Origin of the sequence: Tindallia californiensis (assembly GCF_900107405.1) — a bacterium.
GTDB lineage: Bacteria > Bacillota > Clostridia > Peptostreptococcales > Tindalliaceae > Tindallia > Tindallia californiensis.
Genome location: NZ_FNPV01000004.1, coordinates 65774 through 89062, shown reverse-complemented (window position 1 = coordinate 89062; position 23289 = coordinate 65774). Strand labels below are relative to the sequence as shown.

Genomic DNA, 23289 nt, shown 5'->3' with positions numbered 1-23289 from the left:
ACCTTACCCTTTCATAGACTCTTTCATAACCTGTTTTATAATTGACACCATGGCATCACCGGTTTTTTCCAGTTTCTCCCTGCTTTGCGGGGATAATCCACTTAAATATGACTGAAAAGACTGGATTAAATGGTCGTTGGCTTTGTTGAGTACTTCTTCTCCACGTCGACTCAATTTCAGCAGAACCTTCCGCCTGTCTTTCGGGTCTGTTACTCGCTCCACCAATTCCTGCTCCACCAGCGAGTTGATCATAATGGATAAGCTGGAAGAGGATACCATCACGTTTCTTGCCAGGTCTTTCAAACTGATATTGGGTTGCAGTTCCAATTCATATAACACCATGAACCGTTCTTCACTAACACCAAAAGCATCCGTCACTGCCGGTAGCCATTCTAATAAGGTTTTTCTGGTAAATAAGGTTAGTAGGTTTAACAATTCCATTATTTTTTCCGCTTCTGTCTTAAATTGATTTGTACCCTTGCTGCCACCGTCCATTATTCTCCCCCTCTAAATAGTTTTATCTTAAAACTATTTTACATTCTATTTATTTTTTAGTCAACCTATTTTTCAAGGCGTAATGATTTGAGTTTTCAAACCCTTTCCTCTTAGATAATTCAATCTGTTCAGCCATCATTAAGGCATATGAAAATCCTTCTCATTGCCTTAGTGTTGTGATATACTTAGAAAAACGTTATTTATGAAAAATTTTCGAAAGGAGTTGTTATCTTTGCATATCATAGCAGGCATTTTGCTAAGCACTCTCTTCACTCAGGGTAACCGCCGCAAAAGCCGATCTTATACAGTAGGAATGGGAGAAAAACAATTACAGGTATCTCATGCACTTCCAGGTCGTATCCGACTTCATCACATGGTCTTTATGCATCCAGTTTCTGGAAAAGCCCTGGCTGAAAGACTTCAACAAGTAAAAGGCATTCACCAGGTTTCCATAAATCCTAAAACCGGATCACTGCTTATTTCTTATGATAGTGGAGAAATGAAAGAAGAAATACTGACAGCCGCGATTTATCAGTTATTAGGCTATGGAAGCCTTGATGATTCAAAAGCTTCTGCTAAAATTTCCGAAGAAGTTCACTATATGCACCAGGCAGCCAACCATGCTTTAATGCAAAAAACCAGTGGTGCCATGGATATCCATACCTTGCTGGCCGGAGGATTTTTAGCGGTTGCGCTTAAAGAATACTGGAAAACGAAAAGTTTAGGCACACCAGCCCCCATTACGCTTCTTTATTGGTCCTATCGGATGATGGGGCTTCATCGATAGTGATCTGTAATTGAAAGGAGTTGCACCCGTGTTGATCGATTCTATTCTCTTTAACATACTACTTCGTTTTCGGGTTGTTCATTCCATTCCGGGAAGACTTCGAATTCATATTCCAAAGGCATCCAAAATTCCTGCTGAATGGAAGCCAGCTGAAGCAGATCTGGATTTCTTTCGACAGATTAATGGCATTCATGATGTTTCTTTTTCGTATGTTACCGGTAATGCCCTCATTCATTATGACCCATCTATCATTACAGAAGAAGAGATTCTATCTACCTTCAAAGGAATCAGCAAACTACTGATTCAGCATCGACAGGAAATAAAAGGTATTTCTGCACAAAGAAGCCCGGAAGATACCAGGCTTTATCTTATTCGTTTGGTTCAGAATCAATTATGGCCGGAATCCCCCACCAGAAAGGATGGTCCTTCATGATAAAACGCAAAAATACACGACTTATGCGATTGGAGATCATCCATCAATTACCTGGGAGGATGAGACTTCGCTCCAGATCCTTTACCTTTTTAAGAGCCGTAGAAACAGAAATGTTAGCAGCCTTACAGCATCACAAAGCTATTCAGCAACTTGATTATCAGCCAATTACTGGCAGTTTACTGATCATCTATGACCACATGCTGTTAGACAGTCAGAATCTTTATGCTTTTGTAGAAGACCAAATGGCTACTTTTTCGCTGATGGCTTATCAAGCCGAAAGAGAAGCCAGCAATACCTTAACAGTTAACGAGCGTCGGTTGCAGGAAGAACCAGCCGCTCATTTGCTAAAACGCGTACTGATTTCTGGCGTATCGCTGATTGCTTTCGGACTCTTTAGAAGCCTTCCTGGAATGAAAGCTGCTTCTATCGGCTATCATCATTGGCACCGCCGCCTTTTCACGCCACCGGCTTTGATCAGTGTAGGACTTTCTATTCCCATTTTTAAAAGTGGATGGCATTCATTGGCTACTACCCGACGTCCCAATGCGGATACTTTAACCGCTAGTGCTATCTTAACGGCATTGCTAACAGGAAGATCTCTCTCCGCTTTAGTCACGATTCTACTAGCTGATATTGCTGAGTTTATGACCGCTTATACCATGGAAAAAACCCGAAAAGCTATTGGTGATATGTTGCAGGCAGGAGATGAAACGGTATTTATTGTAACTCCCGAGAATGCCCTTGTTAAGAAAAAAAGCAGTCAGCTGTTGCCAGGAGATATTATTAGTGTCCAATCAGGAGATAAGATTGCGGCAGACGGAGAGATCTCTGAAGGAGAAGGGTTTGTGGATGAGTCACCCATCACCGGTGAATTCTTCCCAGCTGAAAAAAGACCTGGTCAGCGAGTTTTTGCCGGTACGTTGGTTAAGTCAGGTAATCTGAGGATCCGTGCTGAACAAGTAGGCGACGACACCACTGTGGCCCGGATTGTTCATATGGTTGAGAGCGCTGCCGGACGCAAAGCCGCTATTCAAACCTTTGCCGACCGTTTTTCCGCCCATCTTATCCCTATGAATTTCGCCTTGGCTATTCTGATTTATGGCCTGACACGAAACATTAACCGAGCCCTCAGTATGATGATTATTGATTTTTCCTGTGGCGTTCGTCTTTCTACCGCTACAGCACTGTCTGCTTGCATTCATAACGCCGCAAGAAATGGCGTATTAATTAAAGGCGGAAATTATGTGGAGGCATTGGCAGAAGCCGATTCACTGATTTTAGACAAAACAGGTACGGTTACCGAAGGACGCCCTCGAGTAGTCAGTCTTCACCCTACAGCTCATTTTACACAAAATGATATTATCCAAATGGCGTCGGCTGCCGAAGAGGACTCTTCCCATCCGCTGGCTCATGCTATTTTGGACTATGCCCGTCTTAACGGAATCGCTATTCCAACCCACGGCATGACCGAAGTGGTAACCGGTCGTGGCGTTCAAACCACCATTCAGGAAGATGAGGTTCTTGTTGGGAACCGGAAATACCTGAAAGAAAACGGTGTTGATATCAGCGAATTGCAAAATGCCATCCATTCCCTGGAACAAAAAGGGGAAATGATTATTTATGTTGCCAAAAACAGGGTGCTGGCAGGTGTTATTGGGGTTCACGATGCGTTGAAAGAAAATATGAAAAAGTCCCTTAATCGTTTGAGACATCTTGGTATCGATGATATTCGCCTATTAACCGGTGACATTGCTTTCCAAGCAGAAAAAGTAGCCAAGCGCATGCATATGGATGACTTCAGCGCTGAACTTATGCCGGAGGACAAGGTGCGCACCCTCCTTGCCATGCAAGGTAGTGGTTCCAGAGTTATTATGATTGGTGACGGTATCAATGATGCTCCAGCCCTGGCTTACGCCGATGTAGGCATTGCTATTGGTAATACCCGGACAGATGTCGCCATTGAGTCTTCCAATGTTACCATTACCAATGATGATCCCTTGCTGATTCCCTCAGCAATCCAACTGTCCCGCCGAACGATGGAAACCGTCCGCAATAACTTCCGGATGGCCGTTGGTCTCAATGCACTGGGAATTGTACTCTCGGCAATGGGATGGCTTCCTGTGGTGTGGGGCTCTGTGCTTCACAACTCTTCCACCATTTTAGTGGTTATGAACTCCGGTCGCTTGCTCATCCATGATTTTGAAAGGAGGACTTTCGAATGACTCCGGTAGATATTTCCATTGTACATGAATTGCCTGGGAGGCTTCGTTTGCGTTTATTTCGGCCGCCAACGGATGCCCCTGCCTTTACCGAAGCAGTTCGGCAGCATGAAGGCATTGAATCCGTTGTTTTTCAGCCCAGAACCCGTTCTTTATTGATTTATTATCAGCCGACAGAGGTAAGTGATGTAGAAATCGTGGTTCGGGTAGGCGTGCGACTTTCTCTTGATTATCAACAATCCTTTGTGCGAATATCAAGACCCGATTCCTCCCATCCTCCCGGAGTAATGGCTTACAGTGCTGCTGGATCTATCTTGATAGCAACACTGACCAATGCCCTCCGAACCAACCCTTTTCATAAATTGCTGGTTCAGGGAGCTGGCGGTCTGACAGCATTGGCTGTCGTAGATCATGCCTGGCAGGAATGGCAGGAAAATCAGGAATATCATCCGGAAGTTTTTTCACTGGTCTACCTTTTAGGGTCACTCATGTCCGGCCATCCAATCAGAGCTTCCATCATCACCTGGCTGGTCACCTTTGGTCGTCACTTAGTTGAAAATCCTGGAAATGCTTGCCTGCTAAGAGCTGATCCCGGTTCGCAGGGCAAGGACAAAAACTATTTGGATGTCGTGATCCGTCGGGATCCAACCAAACCTGCTAACCCGCTAAGCGTATTAATTTCTGCTTTATCAGCAAGTATTGGCATGCAGACAAGATCGCAGGAAAATGACTTATTGGAAAGTATTTCGCATATGGCTTCCCGACATCATCATTTATTAGAAAGCTTAGAATCTCAATCAGGACGCATTTATCTGCGACTTGATCACTAGAATAATTAAAGGAGTGAATGTAAATGAATCAATTTGGAATTACAAGAGACCATGTAACAGGCTTTGTCGTTGGAGTGGGTATTGCCGCCGCCGGATATTATGTCTATCTGAAAAACAAGGAACAGGTAGATGAAATGCTATCAAATTATGGAATTCATGTTCCACAATCAAATCAAAATGACTTAAGCAAATTAACACTGGAAGAACTGATGTTGAAAAAAGAAACTATTGAAGATCTAATTGCTGAAAAAGAAATGGCCCTGGAAGATCCTCAGCCATTAACGGATTCCAGCGCCGAATAGTATCTGTTTTTCATTAAACTTCGAGGCAGCGAAAGCTGCCTCTTTTGTCCCATCAGTTCATCCAGTTCTGTTCCATCCTATGGATACTGTAGCGAAAGAGTCCAAAAGAAAAGATCAATAGCAAAGAAAAATTCAAGAAAACAGGCATCATACTTTCTGTTTGAATGGCCAGTTTCAACAAATCAACACCATAAGTGAGTGGCAACATATAAGCGATGGGCCGGAACAACACCGGTAAGTCCTGAATAGGAATAAAAAGACCGCATAAAAAAATCATGGGAAATCGAAAAAAATTGGAAAAGGTTTGGGCTTCAAACACTTCTTTTGCTGCTACTGCAATCATGAGCCCCAAAAACGTACTGGTTACCGCAATCAGTAAAATTGCCCCCATTAAAACCGGCCAGTTAATCGCCCTTAAACCCGTTAATGCAATTCCCAAAATCAGCGGCACCATGGCGTTCAGTATCCCAAAAATAATGGCTCCTCCGGTTTTAGCCAGCATCAGCGAATATAGGCTGACTGGGGCTAACATCAATCGTTCAAAGGATTTTTGCTTTTTCTCGAAGGTGATGGTTACCGCCAGCATGGAGGTGGTGCCAAAAAGAATGGAAAGTGCCATGACACCAGGCAATATCTCGATAAGATCCACTTCTGTTTCGCTTCGCAATACAAACATTAACGTCCAAGCCAGAGGAAAAATCATCCCCCAACTGATATTGGGCGGTTTTAAGTAGTAATTCCTGATGTCTTTATTCAAAATGCTTAGCAGCGCAATCCCTTTGTTCATGCTTCCCCTCCTTCTTCTTCAGAATGCTCAATCCCAGTGATGGCAACAAACACTTCTTCCATGGTTGGTTCCATTCTTTTCGCTTCGAGGATATGAACCTCTTTTTTCCGAAAAAAAGTAAACAGTGGCGTAAGTTCCTGATCTGGTGGCCAGACGATCTTCAGTGATCTTTGGTTTACTTCTTCTACTTTTGTCAATTTTAACTCTTCCTGCAGGGATTGTTTCAGGTTTGCCATATTCTGATCCAGCTTTAACAAGAGTCCTGACTGATCATGCAAAGAAGCTTTCAGGGTTTCTACGCTTCCGGTTCTCACAATGTTTCCATCCACAATAAAAGCAATTCGTTGACAAAGCCGTTCCGCCTCTTCAAGATAATGGGTTGTCAAAAAAATAGTGGTCCCCTTTTGATGCAACTCTTCTATCATTTTACGGATTTGCCGGGCACTGGCCACATCAATTCCTGAAGTTGGTTCATCGAGAAACAATATTTTTGGCTGATGCATCATGGCCGCAGCAATGGTCAGCTTTCGTTTCATTCCTCTGGAGTAAGCCTTAAAAGCTTTATGTTTCACATCTTCTAACTGAAATATCTTCAGCAGTTCTATGGCCCGCTTTTCCCGTTCATCTTTTCTCATTCCGTAAAGACTGCCACAAAAGCTTAAGTTTTCAAGTCCGCTCATTTCCGGGTATAAATTGCTTTCATCCGGAACCACACCGATTTCTGCCTGAATCGCTTCTTTTTGTGTTGCCAAATTCTTACCAAGAATTTCTATGGTCCCACTGGTTGATTTCAATAAACCAATGAGCATATTAATGGTACTAGTTTTACCGGCGCCGTTAGGACCTAGAAATCCAAAGATTTCTCCATCTTCCACCATAAAATCAATACCTTTTACAGCTTCTTTTTCGCCATATTTTTTAGATAATGCTTGTACCTTTATAGCCTTCATATGCTTTCACCCTTATTTTCTTTTCCTTCTTCCTTAATTTTTGCTTCATGGCAGTCTCCATTTTTCTGGCAGGAATGAACCAGCCTGTCCTTCTTAAACTCACGCCGGGATATTTCCTCAAGCTCCTCAGAAATTCCTTTTATTTGATGTTTTTGAACTTCATAATGGGTAAAATAGCCTCTCTTTTCTCCTTTTACAATCCCATTTTCCCGTAGGATTTTCATGTGCTGAGAAACAGCGGCTTTGGATATACCCAGATTTTTCGAAAGAGCCCCCACGCAATAATCTTTTTCCAGCAATAAAACAATGATTTTCAGTCGATTCTCATCCGCCAGTGCACGCAGACGATTTACCAGCTTATCCATCGGCTCACCTCCCATACTAAAACCGCCTGATCCGGGATCAGACGGTTTTGACTGATTTTCACTTTGTCTGTTCGCTTTCGCTGCTGTGTTGATCTTGCTTGGATTCATGGCCGTGACATATTTCTTTCTGCTTTTCACTGCACTCACCTGGTTTTTTTCCTTTTAGTCTTTCTGGATGCTCGCATTTTGCTTCGCTCATTTATCATCCCTCCCGGTCAAAGAACGCAAAGCGTCTTAGTAATGAATCAATGACAGTAGATAGCCACCTATCTGTTTTTCACCAATAAAAAACGCTATTCTGTTTAAGTATTCCCTTAATTAGAATAGCATTCTCTTAATCAATTGTCAACTCACTTGTTTCTGTTAATAGATCTTTTCTAATTAGCAAGCCTTTTCTACCTTTAATTTTTCACCTCTGCGAAGTGCTTTTCGACAATCCATCATTTGCTTGTCCATGTATTCCAGTTGTTTTAATAAGGCTTTTTCTTCATTGCTGGTGGTAATCATCTGATCGACACCTCCGTTTTTCAGCACTAGTCTTTTATGCCCATGAAGGGCTAAAATAGGATCGTGAGTAGCCATTAAAACGATTTTAGACTCTCCCGTCAATAGTTCCAGTGCTTTTCTCCGATGAATTCCTGCATTCTCTAATTCGTCAATCAACACAACAGGAGCCTGGCTGAGAAGGGCTGTATCGGCCACCATGAGAGCTCTGGATTGACCACCACTCAAAGCCGTTAAACATGTATCTTCTTCAAAAGGTTCTCCCGACAGTTCGTTGGCTTTGGTCAATATCTTATCAACCAGCTCATGGCTATCTTCCAGCATTTTACTTTCGGCATGTAATGCAATATATTCTTTTACAGAAAGATCCATCACAAAATTCATATTTTGAGATAATTGAGCTACCATTTTATGTTCCACAGCAAAGCGGTATTTGCTATCTGGCTTATTCCCATTGATCAGAACTTCTCTGTTGGTAGGAGTGTCCTTTTGTGCCATCCATTCAATGTCAGCCAGTAACCGACTTTTCCCGGAACCAGTTTCTCCAACCAGACAAATCATATCACCCGGCCGCATTTCTAATGCTAAGGTTTCAGGTGATCCGTCTTTATGGGTACCACCCAGCACCTTTATTGACTCTACTGGTATGGTTTTTTTATTTCTTACGCTTCTGGCATGTTCAGCAAAAGCCACGAATCCCTCCAAAAGAAATTCTCTGCTTGTACCAAGATCTTCCAGCTCACGACGTCTTAACCGGTTCACTACCGCCAAAAAATTTTCTTTCTTATCCTCTACACTAAGTCCATGGCTGTGAAAAAAAGATTCCAGATAAGGCTCTTGTTGCAACAATTCACTAAGTGGTTTTCTTAGCAGTTCCATTCCTATCACCTTCCTATTCGCAACGTAATTCTCAACCTGCTTTCTCCTTCCAATCATAAATCTATTTTTCGGACATTCCCCTTTTGGTAGCCTGACCCGATTTTCTTTTCTCCAAGGCAATAGGAACAAAGAGCTGCTGGCATTGTAAATCTTAAGGAAGATGTTTCCAAAGAGAACACCGTCTCACTGTTTTTAAGAAAGTCTGCCATTTCTCTGCTTCCCTGCCCGGTAATTCCATTAACATGTAATATGGTAGCCTTAGGGTTGCATTGCCTTACTTTCAGTGCGAAAATCTCCCGTTCTGCCTGGGAAACAATTTCGCCTTTTGTGATAATGATCAAATCTGCCGTTTTCAACATTGGACCTATCTTTACCGGTGCATTGACACCCATCAGGTTATCAATAACACACACCGCCATCACCTCATCAATATGTGGTGAACATCGATTACACAATCCGGCACTTTCCGTCACCAGTAAGTCCAGATTATTTTCTATGCCCCAGTCAACACATTCCTGAATATTACAGGCAAAGTAATGATCCGGACAAAGGTTGCCGGACAGTCCTTCTTTCGCCAGAAACCCTCTGGATTCATAGATTTCATGATCCTGAGTTGAAACACAGTCCAATTTAATCATTCCAATGTGAAAGCCCTCCTTCAAAAGCTCGGTACAGGCTTTCACAGTTACCGATGTTTTACCGGAAGATGGTGGTCCTGCTATTGTAATTAATTTCATACTTTCCACCCTTTCTAAACTAAAACAAATTAGCTGAGCGTTTTTGATAAAGTAAATATAAGAAGAAGGGAGCACCCAGGATAGACGTTACCACGCCTACAGAAAGCTCAAAGGGCTGAAAAATAATTCTTGCCACCGTATCAGAAAGGATTAGCAACCCTCCCCCTAAAATAGCGGCCATTGGGATCTGATACCGGTAATCAGCCCCTATGATCAGTCTGGCCATATGCGGAGCGATTAATCCTACAAAACCAATGGTGCCAGCAACACTGACGGCACTTCCGGCTAAAACAGCCGCAATTCCGATCATCGCCGTTCGGTACCAGTACACAGATATCCCAATACTGTTACCCATTTCTTCTCCAAGAACAAAAAGGTTTACTTTTGGACTGATAAATATTGCCAGGAGCAACCCAGCCACACTATAGGGTAACAAGGTGTAAAAATATGGCCACCCTCTGCCAGAAAGGCTTCCTAAAAGCCAGTTATAAGTAACTTCCAGCTCGTCAGCATTAAGTGTCATCAGCCCAGAAGTCACTGCGTTAAAAAAAGCTGAAAGTGCTACACCAGCCAATACCAGATGCACAGTGGCTGACGCCGTCTCCCGACGCATGGACAAGAGGTATATCACCATCGCTGCCATTAGCGCACCTAAAAAGGATGCTACCGGCAGATAGCGAATAGCTCCAGGAAAAACAACCATCATGACCACCGCTGCTAGTCCAGCACCGGCATTTACCCCAATAATATTGGGAGATGCCATCGGATTCCTTAAAATCCCTTGTAGCAAAGACCCAGCTACTGCCAAATTCATGCCTGCCAGCATTCCGGTAAGAACTCGCGGTGCCCTTACATTCCAAATAATCTGATGGGCTAAACCTTCTGTCTTACTGCCTCTCAATACTCCCCATACTTGTTGCCACGTAAAATCGATGGTGCCGCTGCTAATACCATACAAAACAATCAGAATGGTAATGGCAAAGGCCACTACCATTCTGATTAGTCGAAACCTGTGAATCGATGTGCTGTTCTTATCTTTTCCCATCTTCTCGCTCCTGCCTTTTAATCCTCGGATAGTATCACATTAGCAGCCATTTTATACATTTCATCTACCGTAGCTCGGCCCGGGTGCAAACGAAAGGGCAACATATGAATATTGTTGTTTTTTACAGCCGACAGTTCTGCCCACATGGGATCTGACTGATAGCTTTCTAAGCGTTGTTTGTTATGATCTTTGTCATTGCTGGAAGGTCTGATTAAGATTACATCCGGATCAGCGGATGCAATGGTTTCAATATCAAAAGAGACAAAGGTTTCATTGCCAGCTCCTGGCATATCTTCCGGCACAATGTTCTCAATCCCTAATCCTGTCAGGATGGCGCCTATTCCGGAAGCTGTTTGTGCTGCTCTAATACTGTCTCCATCTTCCAGAATCAATCCTGTTCTAATCTCGGTTTTCTCTCGAATTTCTTCCTTCAGTCCTTCTGCAATAGCCTCTACCTCTTCCACAAATTCAAGGGCTGCCTCTTCTCGATTAAGAATTTTCCCCAGATACAAAGCGGAATCATATAAGGGAGCGTCTCCTACCTGTGCCGGATCAATAACAAATAAAGGAACGCCTATTTCCTCTAAAGATTCTACTAATTCTCCCTGATGCCTGAAATGAGCAACAATAAAATCCGGTTCCACACCATAAATTGCCTCTATATTAACATTCCCTTGCACTCCCAGTTTTGGAAGTTCTTCGGCTTCCGAGCGGATTCGGTAATTATCTACGGTTGCCACTGGTTCCAGACCAATAATATATAAGCCTTCCATCAAATTAGCGGTTAATGCCACCGGTCTGTTGATTTCATCGGGTATTTGTACTTCTCTTCCCATATGATCTATCACTACATGATCTCCATTGCTTTCTTCCTCTTCCACCACTACCTCTTGCTCTTCGGCGCTTTCCGGCTCAACAACTTCTTCCGTTCCTTCTCCATTTCCACAACCTGCCAATAATAATCCTGGGATCATTAGAGCTATTATCAATATCACCCATTGCTGCTTATTTTTAATTTTCACCATTTTCAACTCCTATCTTTTTTTATTTCAATCCACTTTCCATCTTTTCCCTCTAAATCATCGGATAACACCCGGTATTTAATCTGCTGCTCTTGATCAAAGGCTTCTTCCGCCCACTTTCGAACATCTTCCAGCGAAGGACGCGGTCCGTCACCTCTTTTTTTCCTTGCTTCTTTATTAGCTTTCTGAAGACGTTCTCTCATCGTATCCGGTACATAACGCCCTACACCACCACCTATAAAAGCAGTGCCACCCGGCTTGAGGATGCGGCTAATTTCCTTCAGGCCTATTACTGGTTCTTTCCAAAACCATAAAGAACCGCGACTCATAATAAAGTCTGCCGATCCGCTTTCCAACGGCATATCAGCAACATCAGCTTCAAAATACTGAAGTTTGTTATCCAGTTCACACTCCAAAACGTTTTTTTTGCATTTCTCAATTGCTTCCGATGAATAATCCAGGAACCACACTTCCATATTGGTAATCTTAGCCAGTTCAAGCCCCAGATAACCCGGACCTGTTCCAACATCAAGGGCTATCCCTGTTGTCAGTTGGTAGTCATCCACAAACTGTTGCACTAGAAGTGGATACACCGGTTGAAGCATTGGATAAAATGTTTTAAGCACTTTTTCACCTCTATTCCATTTTTCTATTTTTTCTATTTTTTCTATTTAAGATCTTTTTCTACCGAAGCAATGATTTCCAAAAATTCCTCCCAGTCAGTCCAGTCTGAGATCCACCGATTATTAGGATAAAAACCGTGCAAGGTTTCATTACCCACCAATGGCCATGCCCCTTGCTGATGGATGTATTCTCGGATCGATGACTTAAGTATCAGTGCTTCCGGATTGGCGATCGAACTATTTTTCTTTTGAACCATAACCTGTGGCAACGGAATGGCCCCCTCTTCCACTGGCAGTATTCTAATGCCTCTCGATTTACCCATCAATGAAAAAGATTGGTTTGCAATTCCAATATCAAATTCTCCGGCCCCAACTTTTTCAATCACTTGAGGTGGTGATCCTACAAAACATGCATTAGCAAGAACCCTTTCGTATAAGGTTGTCGAATGTTTTTTTAGAAAACTCAGTACCATTTTTACAATCGGTGTATCCTTATCCGGCATCGCTATTGGAATACCAAGGTTTGCCACGCTTTTCCAGGAAAGCTCTTCCACTTCATTTTCTTGAAAATTTTTGCCGGCAATCACAACGGCAGGCATAAAGTACATAGGCATGTAAATACTTTCCGGTCGAAAAAACTTTTTGAATTCAGAACGAATCTCCATCTTAAATTCATCCATAATAAAATCTCCCTGACTTTCCCGAAACAAAGATTTCCAGTCCGACGGATTTATGTTGGCAAAATCACTGATATGGGCCATTGCCACATCCGGTACATTTTGGCTGTCAATTCTTTCTTCTAGCCAGCTGACAGAATGATCGTGTGATGGCTGAGTAACCATGGGAGGGTTTTCCTTTGGTGATTTCTGAGTAAAAAGAAATTCCTCTACTTCCTCCATTAAGTAACCCCGCAAGTTCATTGGTATATGCAGTAAAGCTTCCATTTCCCTCTTCCTTTCTTCTGTTTTAGCTCAACAGTCCAATTTCATTCAAATGATTTTCTAAATGTTCTTCTTCTTTTTGCCTTTTTCTCTTTCTGCCTTCCGGAACTACCACCGACCGGCAACATGTTTTCGTCCGACAGACCTGAGCTTTTATCCCATATACTTCTTTGATGGATTTTTCTGTGATCACCTGTTCCGAATTTCCCATCTGATGGACTTTTCCCTGATGAAGCAAGCAAATCTGATCCGAAACTTCGAGGGCATGATTAATGTCATGAAAAACAGAAATAACTGTTTTTCCAAACTTTTCCTTTAAGTGACTGATGATTCCAAGAAGTTCCCACTGATGCTTCAGATCCATATAGGTCACCGGTTCATCCAATAAAATAATGGGCGTATCTTGTGCCAGTGCCATCGCAATCCATACCCGCTGTCGCTCACCTCCGGAAAGTTGGTCTACCATTCGATTTTCAAAATTTTCTAGCTGTAAGAATTCCAATGACCAGCGAATAGCCTCCCGATCATCATCTGATAACAACCACCCGGTACGCTGATAAGGCGTTCTTCCAAAGGCTACCAGTTCCTTGACGGTAATGCCTGGCATCTTTTCCTGAAACTGAGGTAAAAAGGCTACCACTTTGGCAAGCTCTTTTCTTTTGTACGCCGAAATTCTACGACCATCTATTTGAATCGCCGAAGAATCTTTTAGTGTTAATAACCCGCTGATGCAACGAAGTAATGTCGATTTTCCTGAGCCATTAGGACCAATCAAGGATATTATCTCCCCCTGCCTAGCATCCATTGTCACCTGATGAAGCACCGGATGGTTGCCGTAAGAATAGGTTAAATTCTTTACCGATAACATATGCTCACCCCTATCTGTTATTTCAAATAAAAAAGCCCTCCACAAAAGCGCAGTCTCAGCACTTTAATGAAGGGTTCACCCACAGAACCACCTTCGTATTTACTTATTTTCTACGTTACTCTGTACAGCCTTTTTCCTCCGGCCAATCCACCACATACCGGTATTGCTTTCCACAGTGAATAATGATTTCCTTTTGTCCTTTTTTTAAGAATTTCATTTCAATTTTCATTTCCCCGTAACCATCATGTTGAAATAAAGAATCATATAATTGTTGAATGGAATCTAAAACCATTTTGTTTTGATCTGGCATTTTTCACACCTCAACTGTAATTGATAATCATTCTATATAAAGGATAAAGGGCATTTGTCTTTTTGTCAAGGATTTTCAATACATTTATTCAAATCTTGATATTGATTATCGTTTTCTTTGATGGTATGATAAGAATGATTATTCTTCGGAGGTGTCTTTTTTGATTGTAACACTGTTTTCTAATAAAAAAAGAATTGCTCAGTTAGCCTATGGAATTATGTTCATTACCGGTCTTATGATCTATTTTTATTCCCGAAACCATCATGGTCTTTGTTTGTATGCAATTATTGAAGGGTTACAACAATACCAGCAAAGCTTTTTTCTTAGATCTGCCTTCGCTTTTTTTCTTCTTCGATTTCTTTTTGCTTCTTTCGCTATTCCAGGAAGTGGCCTTATCACACTGGCAGGTGGTGCGATTTTTGGCTGGCTTCCAGGTTCATTGCTGGTTTTATTGGCTAATAGTACTGGTTATATGATCGTTTTCATATTGACCCGTTTTGCTTTTAAGGATACGGTAGAAACCTATTTTAAAGGATCTTTTCAAAGGATACGAAAAATGTCTAACAGTCATGGCCCAGCTTTATTATTCATGCTACGAATGATCGAAGTAGTTCCCTGCTTTGTCGTTAATTCTTATTTTGCATTAACGGATATGAAGCCACTTACCTATTTTATTTTCACTTTACTAGGAGCTTATCCAGGCATTGTGCTTTTCACGCATATAGGGGTTCAAATTGTATCTGTCAAACAGTTAGTTGATTTGATAAGTATTCCAACCTTGCTTTTGTTTGCTGCCGCTGCTTTTATTCCTGTTATTTCCAGCTTTATCATTCAGTCATCAAAATCAAAGAAGGAACCTCTTTCATCCTAGCATTCATTCCATTACGTTACTTGCCATTCATTATTCAGATACAGAGGGCTAACTAACAAGCACCCCCGAGTAAACTAATCTCAGAGGTGCTTTCTTTTATTGTTTCCATTTTTAACAAAACTGACTAATGACTTGATCCGGTTCCATCATTTCCAGTTGCCGACGAATAATATTCTTTGCTTTTTCAATCGCTTCATAAGTTCGATCTGAAACACTTGGATTGCCATAGATTTTCCATCCATTCACCTTCGTTAGCTTTAAGGAAGGATGCCCCATATACCCTAATACATCTTTTAAGGGATATCCTAAAAAAACACCTATCTCATGGGGAATTTTTCCTGTAGAAATTTTTAAGACTAATACATCCAAGTAATCTTCCATATTTTTTGCTTCTGCATAGCCTTGAGTGTTCAAAAATCTGAGATTGCGTGAATCCTGCAGGATTTCCATCATTTTGCGTTGATGGTAAAATAATATTTTCTGTCTTCCATTTTGCATAGAAAATTGCCGGAAGTTCACACAGGGAACCTGATTAATATACTCTTGAATCATACGGATTCGTGTCTTTCCTTCCTCATCCTTTCCAGAAAAACACAGCATTTCTGCAGGCTTTACGGCCAATAACACCGGAGCCAATTTTTCTGTTATCCAGCGCTGAAATCCTTTTGGATCACTTAAATCATGGTAGTAGCACTGTTTCATCCGGTTCCCTCCTTCCAATTAATTGATATTGATTATCATTAATAATATCATTCTTTTTGTAAAAAGTCAAAACAAATGATTTTCATATCCGTCTTTCTTCCTGTTGACAATGACTTTAATAGGGATTATAATCTTGCTGTACTATCTGTTTTAGTACACTTGATCACCTCGGAGGCTTAGACTCATTTTCCCATCTATTACAACCTTTACAATAGATGATCACATGACCAAAAGGAGGTGTCCATGATGATACAACTAGAAAATGTCCGAAAGGTTTACCGTCTCGGTGACGAAAAAGTGGTAGCGGTTGATCGTATTTCCTTATCTGTTGACAAAGGCGAGGTTTGCTGTTTTTTAGGTACTTCCGGCTCCGGTAAATCAACGCTGTTAAACTTGATGGCTGGCTTGGAGAAGCCGACCAAAGGAAAGATCCTTATCCAACAACGACGAATTGATTTAATGAATGAAAAACAGCTGGCACTATTCCGACAACGTCATATAGGTTTTGTTTTTCAGTCCTATAATCTAATGCCACTGCTTACAGCCGAAGAAAACGTCAGTTTGCCATTAACTTTTCGGGGGGTCTCTAAACAAAAACGTCTCGAACTTGCTCGAAAGATGTTAAAAGATGTCGGCTTAGCAAAATATGTAAAGCACCGGCCTTCACAAATGAGTGGTGGTCAACAGCAGCGAGTTGGCATCGCACGGGCTTTTGTTGCAAAGCCACCGGTTATTTTTGCTGATGAGCCTACCGGTAACTTAGACTCCAAAACAAGTAAAGAAGTGTTGGATATTATGTTGGGAATGGCATCACGTCAAAACCAAACTTTAATTATCGTAACCCACGATCCCAGCATTTCAAAGTATGCCAATCGAGTGTTTACCTTTTTAGATGGAAATATTAAACAGGAGGATAAAATGATATGACTTTTACCAGAAGTAGCTTAATTTCTTTTCTTTTATGCTTATTATTACTTTTTACCGTTTTACCTCAATCGGTTTTTGCAATGAATCATCAACCGAATCTCAACTTATCTTCACGTGCCTCTGTCACCAACGCTGAAGCAGGGGAATCAATCCGCCTGCCCATTCCCATCCAAAACAGCGGACTGGGATCTGCCAGAAATCTAGTAATTTCATTGGATCATAACGATGAAAGTCCTATTGATCTTAAATCATCAGATATGCGAAAAAGCCATTCTCAGATTAATGGCCATGACCAAAAGGTAATTTACTTTGATGTTACATTGAAGAAAAACATCCCTACTGGCACCTATGCCATTCCTTTCTCAGTCACATACACAGATCGTAACTTTAGCGGTAGTTCTTCTTTTTCTGCCGAGGTGCATGTCAACATAAAAAATCACTTGCGAATGCCTTCTATTGATGTCGAAGAAATCCTCATTCCAGACAATCAACTATTGTTAGAAGAAAGACAAACCGTCGAAATAAGTATTAAAAACACTAGTGATCTAACCCTTAAAAATCTTGAACTGGAACTATCAGGAGCTGATGCGGGAGCTTTGAATATCAGTCCTTCCCAACGCAAGCAACATTACAATGAATTAAAAGCAGGCAGCGCTGATCGTTTTGTTTTTTCAGCAAAGCCAGCAGATTCTTTGGAAAATCGCAATGCAGAAGTAACCCTAGGAATTACTTTTGAAGATGAGTATGGCAAAAAGTACGAATCCGAAGAGCCAATTGTATTAGCGGTTCAAAAGGGTGGATTGCATCGTGGTGTCAAAATTGAAGATATAAAAATCCCAACCCATTCCGTCGAATCCTTTGAAGATTTCACCTTGTCATTTACTGTCGTAAACGACACCGATAGAAAACTGGAAGGACTTAGTATTATCACCGATGGCAAAGATGCTTTACTTCCAAAAACACCAGCTAAAACCCATTTAAAACAACTTATGCCGGGAGAACGTAAAACCTTGAGTTTTACTTATTTTCCTACAGATGGCTTAGAATCAAGAAATTATCCTTTAGAAATACAAGTGAAATCCAGCAGAAGTGACCAAGATTCGCTCACTCAGTATACCGGCGTGATGGTGGGAACACCAACTTCCGGCAGTAAACCTCGAATCATTGTGAGTCATTACGATTATCACGCTGATTATATTCGTGCCGGAGATCCGTTCCCTTTATCGATCTCTTTCCAAAACACCCATGCTAATGAATCAATCCGTAACATACAAGTTTCTTTTACTTCTGATGGCGAGGTGTTTGCTCCGGTTAACAGTAGCAACTCCTTATATATTGCTCAAATTCAGCCAAGCCAGCAGTCTGTCCATGAAATAACGCTACGCCCCAGACCGGATGCTGATTTTCAAACGCATAATCTTTACGCAGATATTAAGTACGAGGATGCTTCAGGAAATGAACATGAATCCCGAGAACTGATAGGTATTCCTGTTATTCAAGAAACCACCCTCTCCTTAAGCGATGTAGAAACCGGTATGGAGGCTTTTGTCGGCGATCCTGTTCCCGTCAGTATTGATTTTTACAATGTGGGCCGAGGACTGATCCGAAATTTAACCATTAGCATTGAAGGAGATTTTGAAACTCAGGATGGCTCTTTATATATAGGAAATATGGAAGCTGGCTCCAGTAATTACTATGATGCCACTTTATTCCCGATGCAGGAAGGCACCATGGAAGGAGTCATTATTTTTCAGTTTGATGATGAAATCAATCAATCTCATCGTCTGGAAAAAGATTTTTCTATCGAAGTCATGGAAATGATGATGCCGGAAGAGTTCCCCGAAGATTTCGAGATGCATGAGCCAGAAAATACCAGCTCAAAAAGCCCTTGGATTCTTTTAGCTCTTCTGCTGATAGGTGGTGCTTCTTTCCTTTGGTACCGAAAAAGAAAGAAGAAAAAACAGGAGTCAGACATGGAGGATGTGGAGGACGATGAATAAACTGGATCTATTTAAGATGAGTTGGGACAGTTTGTTGCGCCGTAAAACCCGAACAATTCTTACGATTTTGGGTGTTGTTATCGGTACCTGTTCAATTATCGTTATGCTTTCTTTAGGCATTGCTATGGATAGAGGTTTTCAGGAGTTTCTTCAAGAGATGGGAGATTTAACGGTAATAGAAGTCTATCCACAGGGACAATTCATGGGTGGTAGCCAGAGTTCTTCCAGAACTCAACAGAGACAAACTCAATTAAACGATGCAACAATCTCTTCCTTCAACAAAATTCCGGGAGTCAAAGCCGTTATGGCTACCCGGGAAAAATATATGCGTATTGGTGCTGGCAGGCATATTGCAAATGTCAACGTCGTTGGCGTTGATCCAGAAGTAATGGAATCCTTTGGTTTTACAGCTGAAGAAGGTAGGCTTTTGCATGCTAACGACCGAGAATCCATTGTTTTCGGACGTGATGTGCCACATCAGTTTTATAATCCCCGGTTACGACAATCTTTTCACTATGGACCACCAGGAGAAGAGCCGCCTCCCGTCGATGTTTTAACCAGTTCCTTACTGATCACTTCTGATATGAGTTATGGCGATCGTCAAACAGATCGACCGGATCATACGGATGACAAAGAACCTCTTAAACATGACGTTCGAGGTGTTGGTATCTTAGAAAGATCTCATGATCAAAAGGATTATCAGGTATTTATGTCACTAAGTTCCTTTGAATCTATCTTAGAACAGGAGCAACGACATAACCGCGAAACTCAGAATCGCTCCCAACGTGATGAATACGATGGTGTCCGTATAAAAGCAGCATCTATCAATGAAGTAGATGGTATTCTTAAATTTCTTCAAGACCAAGGATTTCAAACCTTTAGTCTCACTCAAATCCTTGACGATATGAAAAACACCGCCCGCATGACACAGGCTATTTTAGGCGGCATCGGTGCCGTCAGCTTACTGGTCGCCGCCATCGGTATCACCAATACAATGATCATGAGTATTTATGAACGAACCCGTGAAATTGGTGTGATGAAGGTTATCGGAGCAACACTTTCAGATATTAAAGGTCTCTTTTTAATTGAAGCTGGTTTAATTGGTTTTGGAGGTGGCTTACTCGGCGTTTGTTTCAGCTACCTTATTTCCTACGGTCTCAATCAGCTAGGTGCCGGTTTTATGGGACCAGGAAGTGCACAGCGACTATCCATTATTCCTATTTCTCTCGCTTTAGCCGCATTATTGTTCTCAACCGTCGTTGGATTGATCGCTGGCTATTCGCCAGCTCGCCGTGCTATGAAACTTAGTGCTTTAGAAGCTATTCGAAATGATTAGTCCTTCGATAGCCAAAAGAATAATCGTCAAAAAAAGTAGTGGCTTATCCTGTATGGATTGCCACTACTTTTTCTTTATTTTTCTAAGTCAAGTAAAAACCGAATATTATCAAGAATACCACTAAGCCCAGCCTTTTGCACTCTTGGAATTAAATTATTTTCCATCACATATTCCGAAAGCGTTATTTCTGCCAAAGCCCTTTCATAACCTTGCCTTGCTTCTTCCAAAGGAACCTGTTCGCCGGTTTTCAGATTCCAGGACTGACTATTATCATAAAGCCCTTCCGGCGACATAATAAATATCTTTTCGTTATCAATAAAAGATCCAGCGGAAACATGGACTTGCTTTGCAACAAACCCCTCTTTAATGTTTAACAAATCTTGTCCAAGAACAGCATCCGGAGCTAAGGGATTTCCTGCTAAATTAGCCATCGTAGGAAAGAAGTCAATTTGTCCTCCTGCTAAAGTTATTTCTTCCTCGACACCACTTCCCGGCACATGAACCATTAAGGGAACTCTAAACATTTCATCTTCCTGATAAGGTCTGCTTATATAGCGGCTTACCTGTTCATTAATTTCCTGATTACGCATATCAACGCCTTGATGATCTCCATAAATCACAATAGCTGAGTGATCATACAATCCTTCTTCTTTTAACAGATTGATAAAATATCCAATTTGTTGATCCATATAGTATACAGATTGCAAATAATGACCCAGGTAAGTATCTTCATATTCAGCGGGCATGTCCAACCATTGATACGGTTCCGGCATCACAAAGGGATGATGGCAGGTCAGAGTTATATAGAATGCATAAAAAGGTTCCGGTTTTTCCTTCAGCCACTGAATGGACTGTTTATATAATTCATAATCACTAAGCCCTAATCCAATAATTTCATTCATTTCAAAATCTTCCGCACTGTAAAAATGATGAATTCCCTGACCGGGATAGGCGGACTGCCTGCTCCAGAATTCCGGATCATTGCCATGAAAAACGATCGAGGTATACCCCTGTTTTTCCAGATGCATCGGGAGTGTATAAAAATCATTTCCTTCATAGGCCTGATAACTAAAAGTGGATGTGGATGGATAAAATCCATTATGTACCACAAATTCAGCATCAGAAGTATTTCCCCATCCTACTTGCTCATAAAAATTAGAAAAATACAGGGTGTCCTGACGAATCAAATCATTTAATACAGGAGTAACCTCCTGATCCGCCAATGCATGTTCCATCGGAAAAGATTGCAATGATTCCGCTTGAATAACAATGATATTGCGTCCTTCTAACAACCCTTCAAAGCGGCGGTCTTTCTCTTCTTCTTCAATAGCTATCACCGCTTCTTCCGCCTGATCCGGATCGACAATAGGAGCTGGTCTTGTAAGACGAAACGTATCATAAATATGATAATTAATCATCCCTAAATTTGCCGGCCTTAAATTTCCTTCTGTACTTAAGGCTACCAGATTGATAGCTCCCACCATAAAAGACATTAGCACCATAAAAGCTATCGCATAAATTCCATTTCTTCTATTTTTTTTATCATAATACCAGGAATGATACAACTTGCTTTTCTTTTTTATCCAAAACCTTAAATAAATCGTATCGGCAAAGTAAAGAAAGTATATCGGCCTCAAAAGAGCAAAAATACTATCTGAAACACCACCTAGCTGACCAATTTGAAAAACACTTCCCACGGGTACCAATGTAAAAAAATGGCTGTAATAAACGGTGTTTACAAAAATCAGGCCACTTACCAGTAAATGCATCCACCAGAATGCCTTGAAATAGTTTTTTGGAAAAAAATAAATAAATAATAAAAACAATCCAGTTAGTGTCATCAAATTCATAATAGCCGCCTGTATAAAGTACAACCTTACTCCCATGATCCAGTGCAGAATCATCATTTTCACTAAAAGCGTTATCACAAAAACCGTCATCATCCGTATAATGTGTGCGTTTGGCTTTTCTATCCTTTTTCCCCAATCCATTAAAAATCACTCCGATATCCTTTATTACAGAAAAAACGTAACGCTCCCATTTTCCTTATGACAGAAATTATCCCATACAATCGTCTATGGATCAATCACCTATTTCATGATCGTGACTTGAGATGCAGACAAAATTCGCAAATCGAATAGACGTATTTACAAAGGTTTATGGGAAGGTTTTCCAAAGTAGTATCCTTGCAAAAAATCTACTTTCGCTTCCGTTAAGTAGTCTATTTCTTCTTTTGTTTCTACGCCTTCTGCCAGAATGTAAATATTTTTTTCGCGAGCTATCGAAAGATACTCGTTTAATATTCGCTGATTTTGTTTATTTTCATGAATTCCTCGAATAATCCCCATATCTATCTTCATATAGCTTGGATTTAACCGAAGTAAAGCTCCCGTTGAAGCATATCCACTGCCAACATCATCTAAAGCTGTTGCATAACCTTTGTCCTTGTAATAATCTAAAATATAGTTCAAATGATCGTAATCATCAATACGTTCCGTCTCAACCACTTCAAAAACAATCTGCTCTGCCTTGAGACCATATCGATGAATCGCTTCGTCTGTTGACCGAAGGCATTTATCTGGATCATATATGGAAGTAGGAATAAAGTTGATAAACACTTTTTCCAAAATACCTGCTTCAGCGGCTTGTTTAATCACTTGTTCTCGACACAACCGATCAAGATGGAATAATAGATCCATCTCCTTCGCATACCGAAACATTTCTATCGGTGACATTATCCTTCCATCCCGTTTGATGCCACGGGTTAATGCCTCATAGCCATAGATTTTATGGTCCTTTGCCAGCACAATGGGGTGAAAAAGTATTTTAAGACTCTTTTCTTTTAATATATAGATGAGGTCTTCTCCTAAAAACAGGTTTTTCCAGTAGCTTAAACGTTTATAACAGTCCAGAGATTCAAAGCTGATAACCGCTTCTTTCATTGGCATTAAGTAAATATCCATCTGTTCTATTGAGTTGAAATAATGACGACATAACCTTAGCACAAATTCCTGGAAATCAGATATCTTTAACAAAAATCCATTTGCTTTTGGTTCTAATGTTTCCTTCATCCCCGAAGCTATTTTTTCTAAAGGAGCAATATGGTGATGTGTTGGCAATTTAATATAGACCCAGGAAGCTTCTACACTGGTTTCAGGAATAACGGTACATCTTTTGCATTCCATTATTTTACCCCGCCTTTCAAGAGGAAAGTGCTTTTCTATAGACACTCAGAAGTTTTAATACCCATTAAATCCCTATTGTCACAATATCTCCAGCAGGTATTTTATTATTTCTTTTAAAATGGCCTTACGCAATTACCAATTTAAGGTATAATATTCCTGAGTATGACATTT

At 41.0% G+C, this 23289-nt stretch carries 25 protein-coding genes; 9 read left to right on the top strand and 16 right to left on the bottom strand.

Features of this window, described 5'->3' with window-relative positions; genetic code table 11:
* Positions 1 to 3: 3 nt before the first annotated feature.
* Entirely contained in the window at positions 4 to 495 is a 492-nt protein-coding gene (locus BLV55_RS06380; RefSeq protein ID WP_093312535.1) for a MarR family winged helix-turn-helix transcriptional regulator, read from the bottom strand.
* 232 nt (positions 496 to 727) lie between these two features.
* On the opposite strand from BLV55_RS06380, the gene BLV55_RS06375 reads away from it, so the two are divergent.
* The 5 genes from BLV55_RS06375 to BLV55_RS06355 are packed head-to-tail and all read left to right on the top strand — an operon-like array spanning position 728 to position 5066.
* Entirely contained in the window at positions 728 to 1282 is a 555-nt protein-coding gene (locus BLV55_RS06375) for an HMA2 domain-containing protein (protein WP_093312532.1), read from the top strand.
* A gap of 28 nt (positions 1283 to 1310) precedes the next feature.
* A complete protein-coding gene (locus tag BLV55_RS06370) occupies positions 1311 to 1715 on the top strand; it encodes an HMA2 domain-containing protein (RefSeq protein ID WP_093312529.1) in 405 nt (134 codons plus the stop codon).
* Complete coding sequence (locus tag BLV55_RS06365) at positions 1712 to 3937, top strand: heavy metal translocating P-type ATPase (RefSeq protein WP_093312526.1); 2226 nt, start codon at positions 1712 to 1714, stop codon at positions 3935 to 3937. Before BLV55_RS06370 ends, BLV55_RS06365 begins: the two co-directional genes overlap by 4 nt.
* A complete protein-coding gene (locus BLV55_RS06360; RefSeq protein ID WP_093312524.1) occupies positions 3934 to 4764 on the top strand; it encodes a hypothetical protein in 831 nt (276 codons plus the stop codon). Before BLV55_RS06365 ends, BLV55_RS06360 begins: the two co-directional genes overlap by 4 nt.
* Before the next feature lie 23 nt (positions 4765 to 4787).
* Positions 4788 to 5066 carry a hypothetical protein gene (locus tag BLV55_RS06355; protein WP_093312522.1) on the top strand — a complete coding sequence of 93 codons (279 nt, stop codon included), beginning with the start codon at positions 4788 to 4790 and terminating at the stop codon, positions 5064 to 5066.
* Between the two features lie 52 nt (positions 5067 to 5118).
* Here BLV55_RS06355 and BLV55_RS06350 read toward each other — a convergent pair whose 3' ends face one another.
* The 12 genes from BLV55_RS06350 to BLV55_RS06300 all read right to left on the bottom strand — a co-directional run bounded on the left by BLV55_RS06350 (position 5119) and on the right by BLV55_RS06300 (position 14097).
* Positions 5119 to 5853 (bottom strand): ABC transporter permease, encoded by a 735-nt coding sequence (locus BLV55_RS06350; RefSeq protein WP_093312520.1) that lies wholly within the window; start codon positions 5851 to 5853, stop codon positions 5119 to 5121.
* A complete protein-coding gene (locus BLV55_RS06345) occupies positions 5850 to 6803 on the bottom strand; it encodes an ABC transporter ATP-binding protein (RefSeq protein WP_093312517.1) in 954 nt (317 codons plus the stop codon). Before BLV55_RS06345 ends, BLV55_RS06350 begins: the two co-directional genes overlap by 4 nt.
* Complete coding sequence (locus BLV55_RS06340) at positions 6800 to 7168, bottom strand: ArsR/SmtB family transcription factor (protein WP_093312949.1); 369 nt, start codon at positions 7166 to 7168, stop codon at positions 6800 to 6802. Before BLV55_RS06340 ends, BLV55_RS06345 begins: the two co-directional genes overlap by 4 nt.
* A gap of 58 nt (positions 7169 to 7226) precedes the next feature.
* On the bottom strand, positions 7227 to 7367 hold the full coding sequence (locus BLV55_RS14575; RefSeq protein ID WP_176968297.1) for a hypothetical protein: 141 nt from the start codon (positions 7365 to 7367) through the stop codon (positions 7227 to 7229).
* A gap of 182 nt (positions 7368 to 7549) precedes the next feature.
* Entirely contained in the window at positions 7550 to 8551 is a 1002-nt protein-coding gene (locus tag BLV55_RS06335; RefSeq protein WP_093312515.1) for an ATP-binding cassette domain-containing protein, read from the bottom strand.
* A gap of 53 nt (positions 8552 to 8604) precedes the next feature.
* Positions 8605 to 9288, bottom strand: a complete 684-nt coding sequence (locus tag BLV55_RS06330; protein WP_093312512.1) for a GTP-binding protein — start codon at positions 9286 to 9288, stop codon at positions 8605 to 8607.
* 19 nt (positions 9289 to 9307) lie between these two features.
* A complete protein-coding gene (locus BLV55_RS06325) occupies positions 9308 to 10333 on the bottom strand; it encodes a FecCD family ABC transporter permease (RefSeq protein WP_207646040.1) in 1026 nt (341 codons plus the stop codon).
* Between the two features lie 17 nt (positions 10334 to 10350).
* Complete coding sequence (locus BLV55_RS06320; RefSeq protein ID WP_207646039.1) at positions 10351 to 11355, bottom strand: ABC transporter substrate-binding protein; 1005 nt, start codon at positions 11353 to 11355, stop codon at positions 10351 to 10353.
* 5 nt (positions 11356 to 11360) lie between these two features.
* Positions 11361 to 11981 (bottom strand): class I SAM-dependent methyltransferase, encoded by a 621-nt coding sequence (locus BLV55_RS06315; protein ID WP_242870056.1) that lies wholly within the window; start codon positions 11979 to 11981, stop codon positions 11361 to 11363.
* Positions 11982 to 12022: 41 nt separating this feature from the next.
* Complete coding sequence (locus BLV55_RS06310; protein WP_093312508.1) at positions 12023 to 12922, bottom strand: substrate-binding domain-containing protein; 900 nt, start codon at positions 12920 to 12922, stop codon at positions 12023 to 12025.
* Between the two features lie 22 nt (positions 12923 to 12944).
* Positions 12945 to 13787: an ABC transporter ATP-binding protein gene (locus tag BLV55_RS06305; protein ID WP_093312505.1), complete on the bottom strand. Its 843-nt coding sequence runs from the start codon at positions 13785 to 13787 to the stop codon at positions 12945 to 12947.
* A gap of 115 nt (positions 13788 to 13902) precedes the next feature.
* Positions 13903 to 14097, bottom strand: a complete 195-nt coding sequence (locus BLV55_RS06300) for a hypothetical protein (protein WP_093312503.1) — start codon at positions 14095 to 14097, stop codon at positions 13903 to 13905.
* 160 nt (positions 14098 to 14257) lie between these two features.
* Between BLV55_RS06300 and BLV55_RS06295 the strand changes: the two genes are divergently transcribed.
* Positions 14258 to 14968 carry a TVP38/TMEM64 family protein gene (locus BLV55_RS06295; protein WP_093312501.1) on the top strand — a complete coding sequence of 237 codons (711 nt, stop codon included), beginning with the start codon at positions 14258 to 14260 and terminating at the stop codon, positions 14966 to 14968.
* 111 nt (positions 14969 to 15079) lie between these two features.
* On the opposite strand, the gene BLV55_RS06290 is transcribed toward BLV55_RS06295, so the two are convergent.
* Positions 15080 to 15670 (bottom strand): DUF3793 family protein, encoded by a 591-nt coding sequence (locus BLV55_RS06290; protein ID WP_093312500.1) that lies wholly within the window; start codon positions 15668 to 15670, stop codon positions 15080 to 15082.
* A 246-nt stretch (positions 15671 to 15916) separates the two neighbouring features.
* On the opposite strand from BLV55_RS06290, the gene BLV55_RS06285 reads away from it, so the two are divergent.
* The 3 genes from BLV55_RS06285 to BLV55_RS06275 are packed head-to-tail and all read left to right on the top strand — an operon-like array spanning position 15917 to position 19933.
* On the top strand, positions 15917 to 16597 hold the full coding sequence (locus BLV55_RS06285) for an ABC transporter ATP-binding protein (RefSeq protein WP_242870055.1): 681 nt from the start codon (positions 15917 to 15919) through the stop codon (positions 16595 to 16597).
* Complete coding sequence (locus tag BLV55_RS06280) at positions 16594 to 18597, top strand: COG1361 S-layer family protein (protein ID WP_093312496.1); 2004 nt, start codon at positions 16594 to 16596, stop codon at positions 18595 to 18597. The genes BLV55_RS06285 and BLV55_RS06280 overlap by 4 nt, the downstream gene beginning before the upstream one ends.
* Positions 18590 to 19933, top strand: a complete 1344-nt coding sequence (locus BLV55_RS06275) for an ABC transporter permease (protein ID WP_093312494.1) — start codon at positions 18590 to 18592, stop codon at positions 19931 to 19933. The genes BLV55_RS06280 and BLV55_RS06275 overlap by 8 nt, the downstream gene beginning before the upstream one ends.
* 74 nt (positions 19934 to 20007) lie before the next feature.
* On the opposite strand, the gene BLV55_RS06270 is transcribed toward BLV55_RS06275, so the two are convergent.
* Both BLV55_RS06270 and BLV55_RS06265 read right to left on the bottom strand, forming a co-directional pair.
* Positions 20008 to 21924, bottom strand: a complete 1917-nt coding sequence (locus tag BLV55_RS06270; RefSeq protein WP_093312492.1) for an LTA synthase family protein — start codon at positions 21922 to 21924, stop codon at positions 20008 to 20010.
* 156 nt (positions 21925 to 22080) lie between these two features.
* Positions 22081 to 23118, bottom strand: a complete 1038-nt coding sequence (locus tag BLV55_RS06265; RefSeq protein WP_093312489.1) for an EAL domain-containing protein — start codon at positions 23116 to 23118, stop codon at positions 22081 to 22083.
* Positions 23119 to 23289 lie beyond the last annotated feature (171 nt).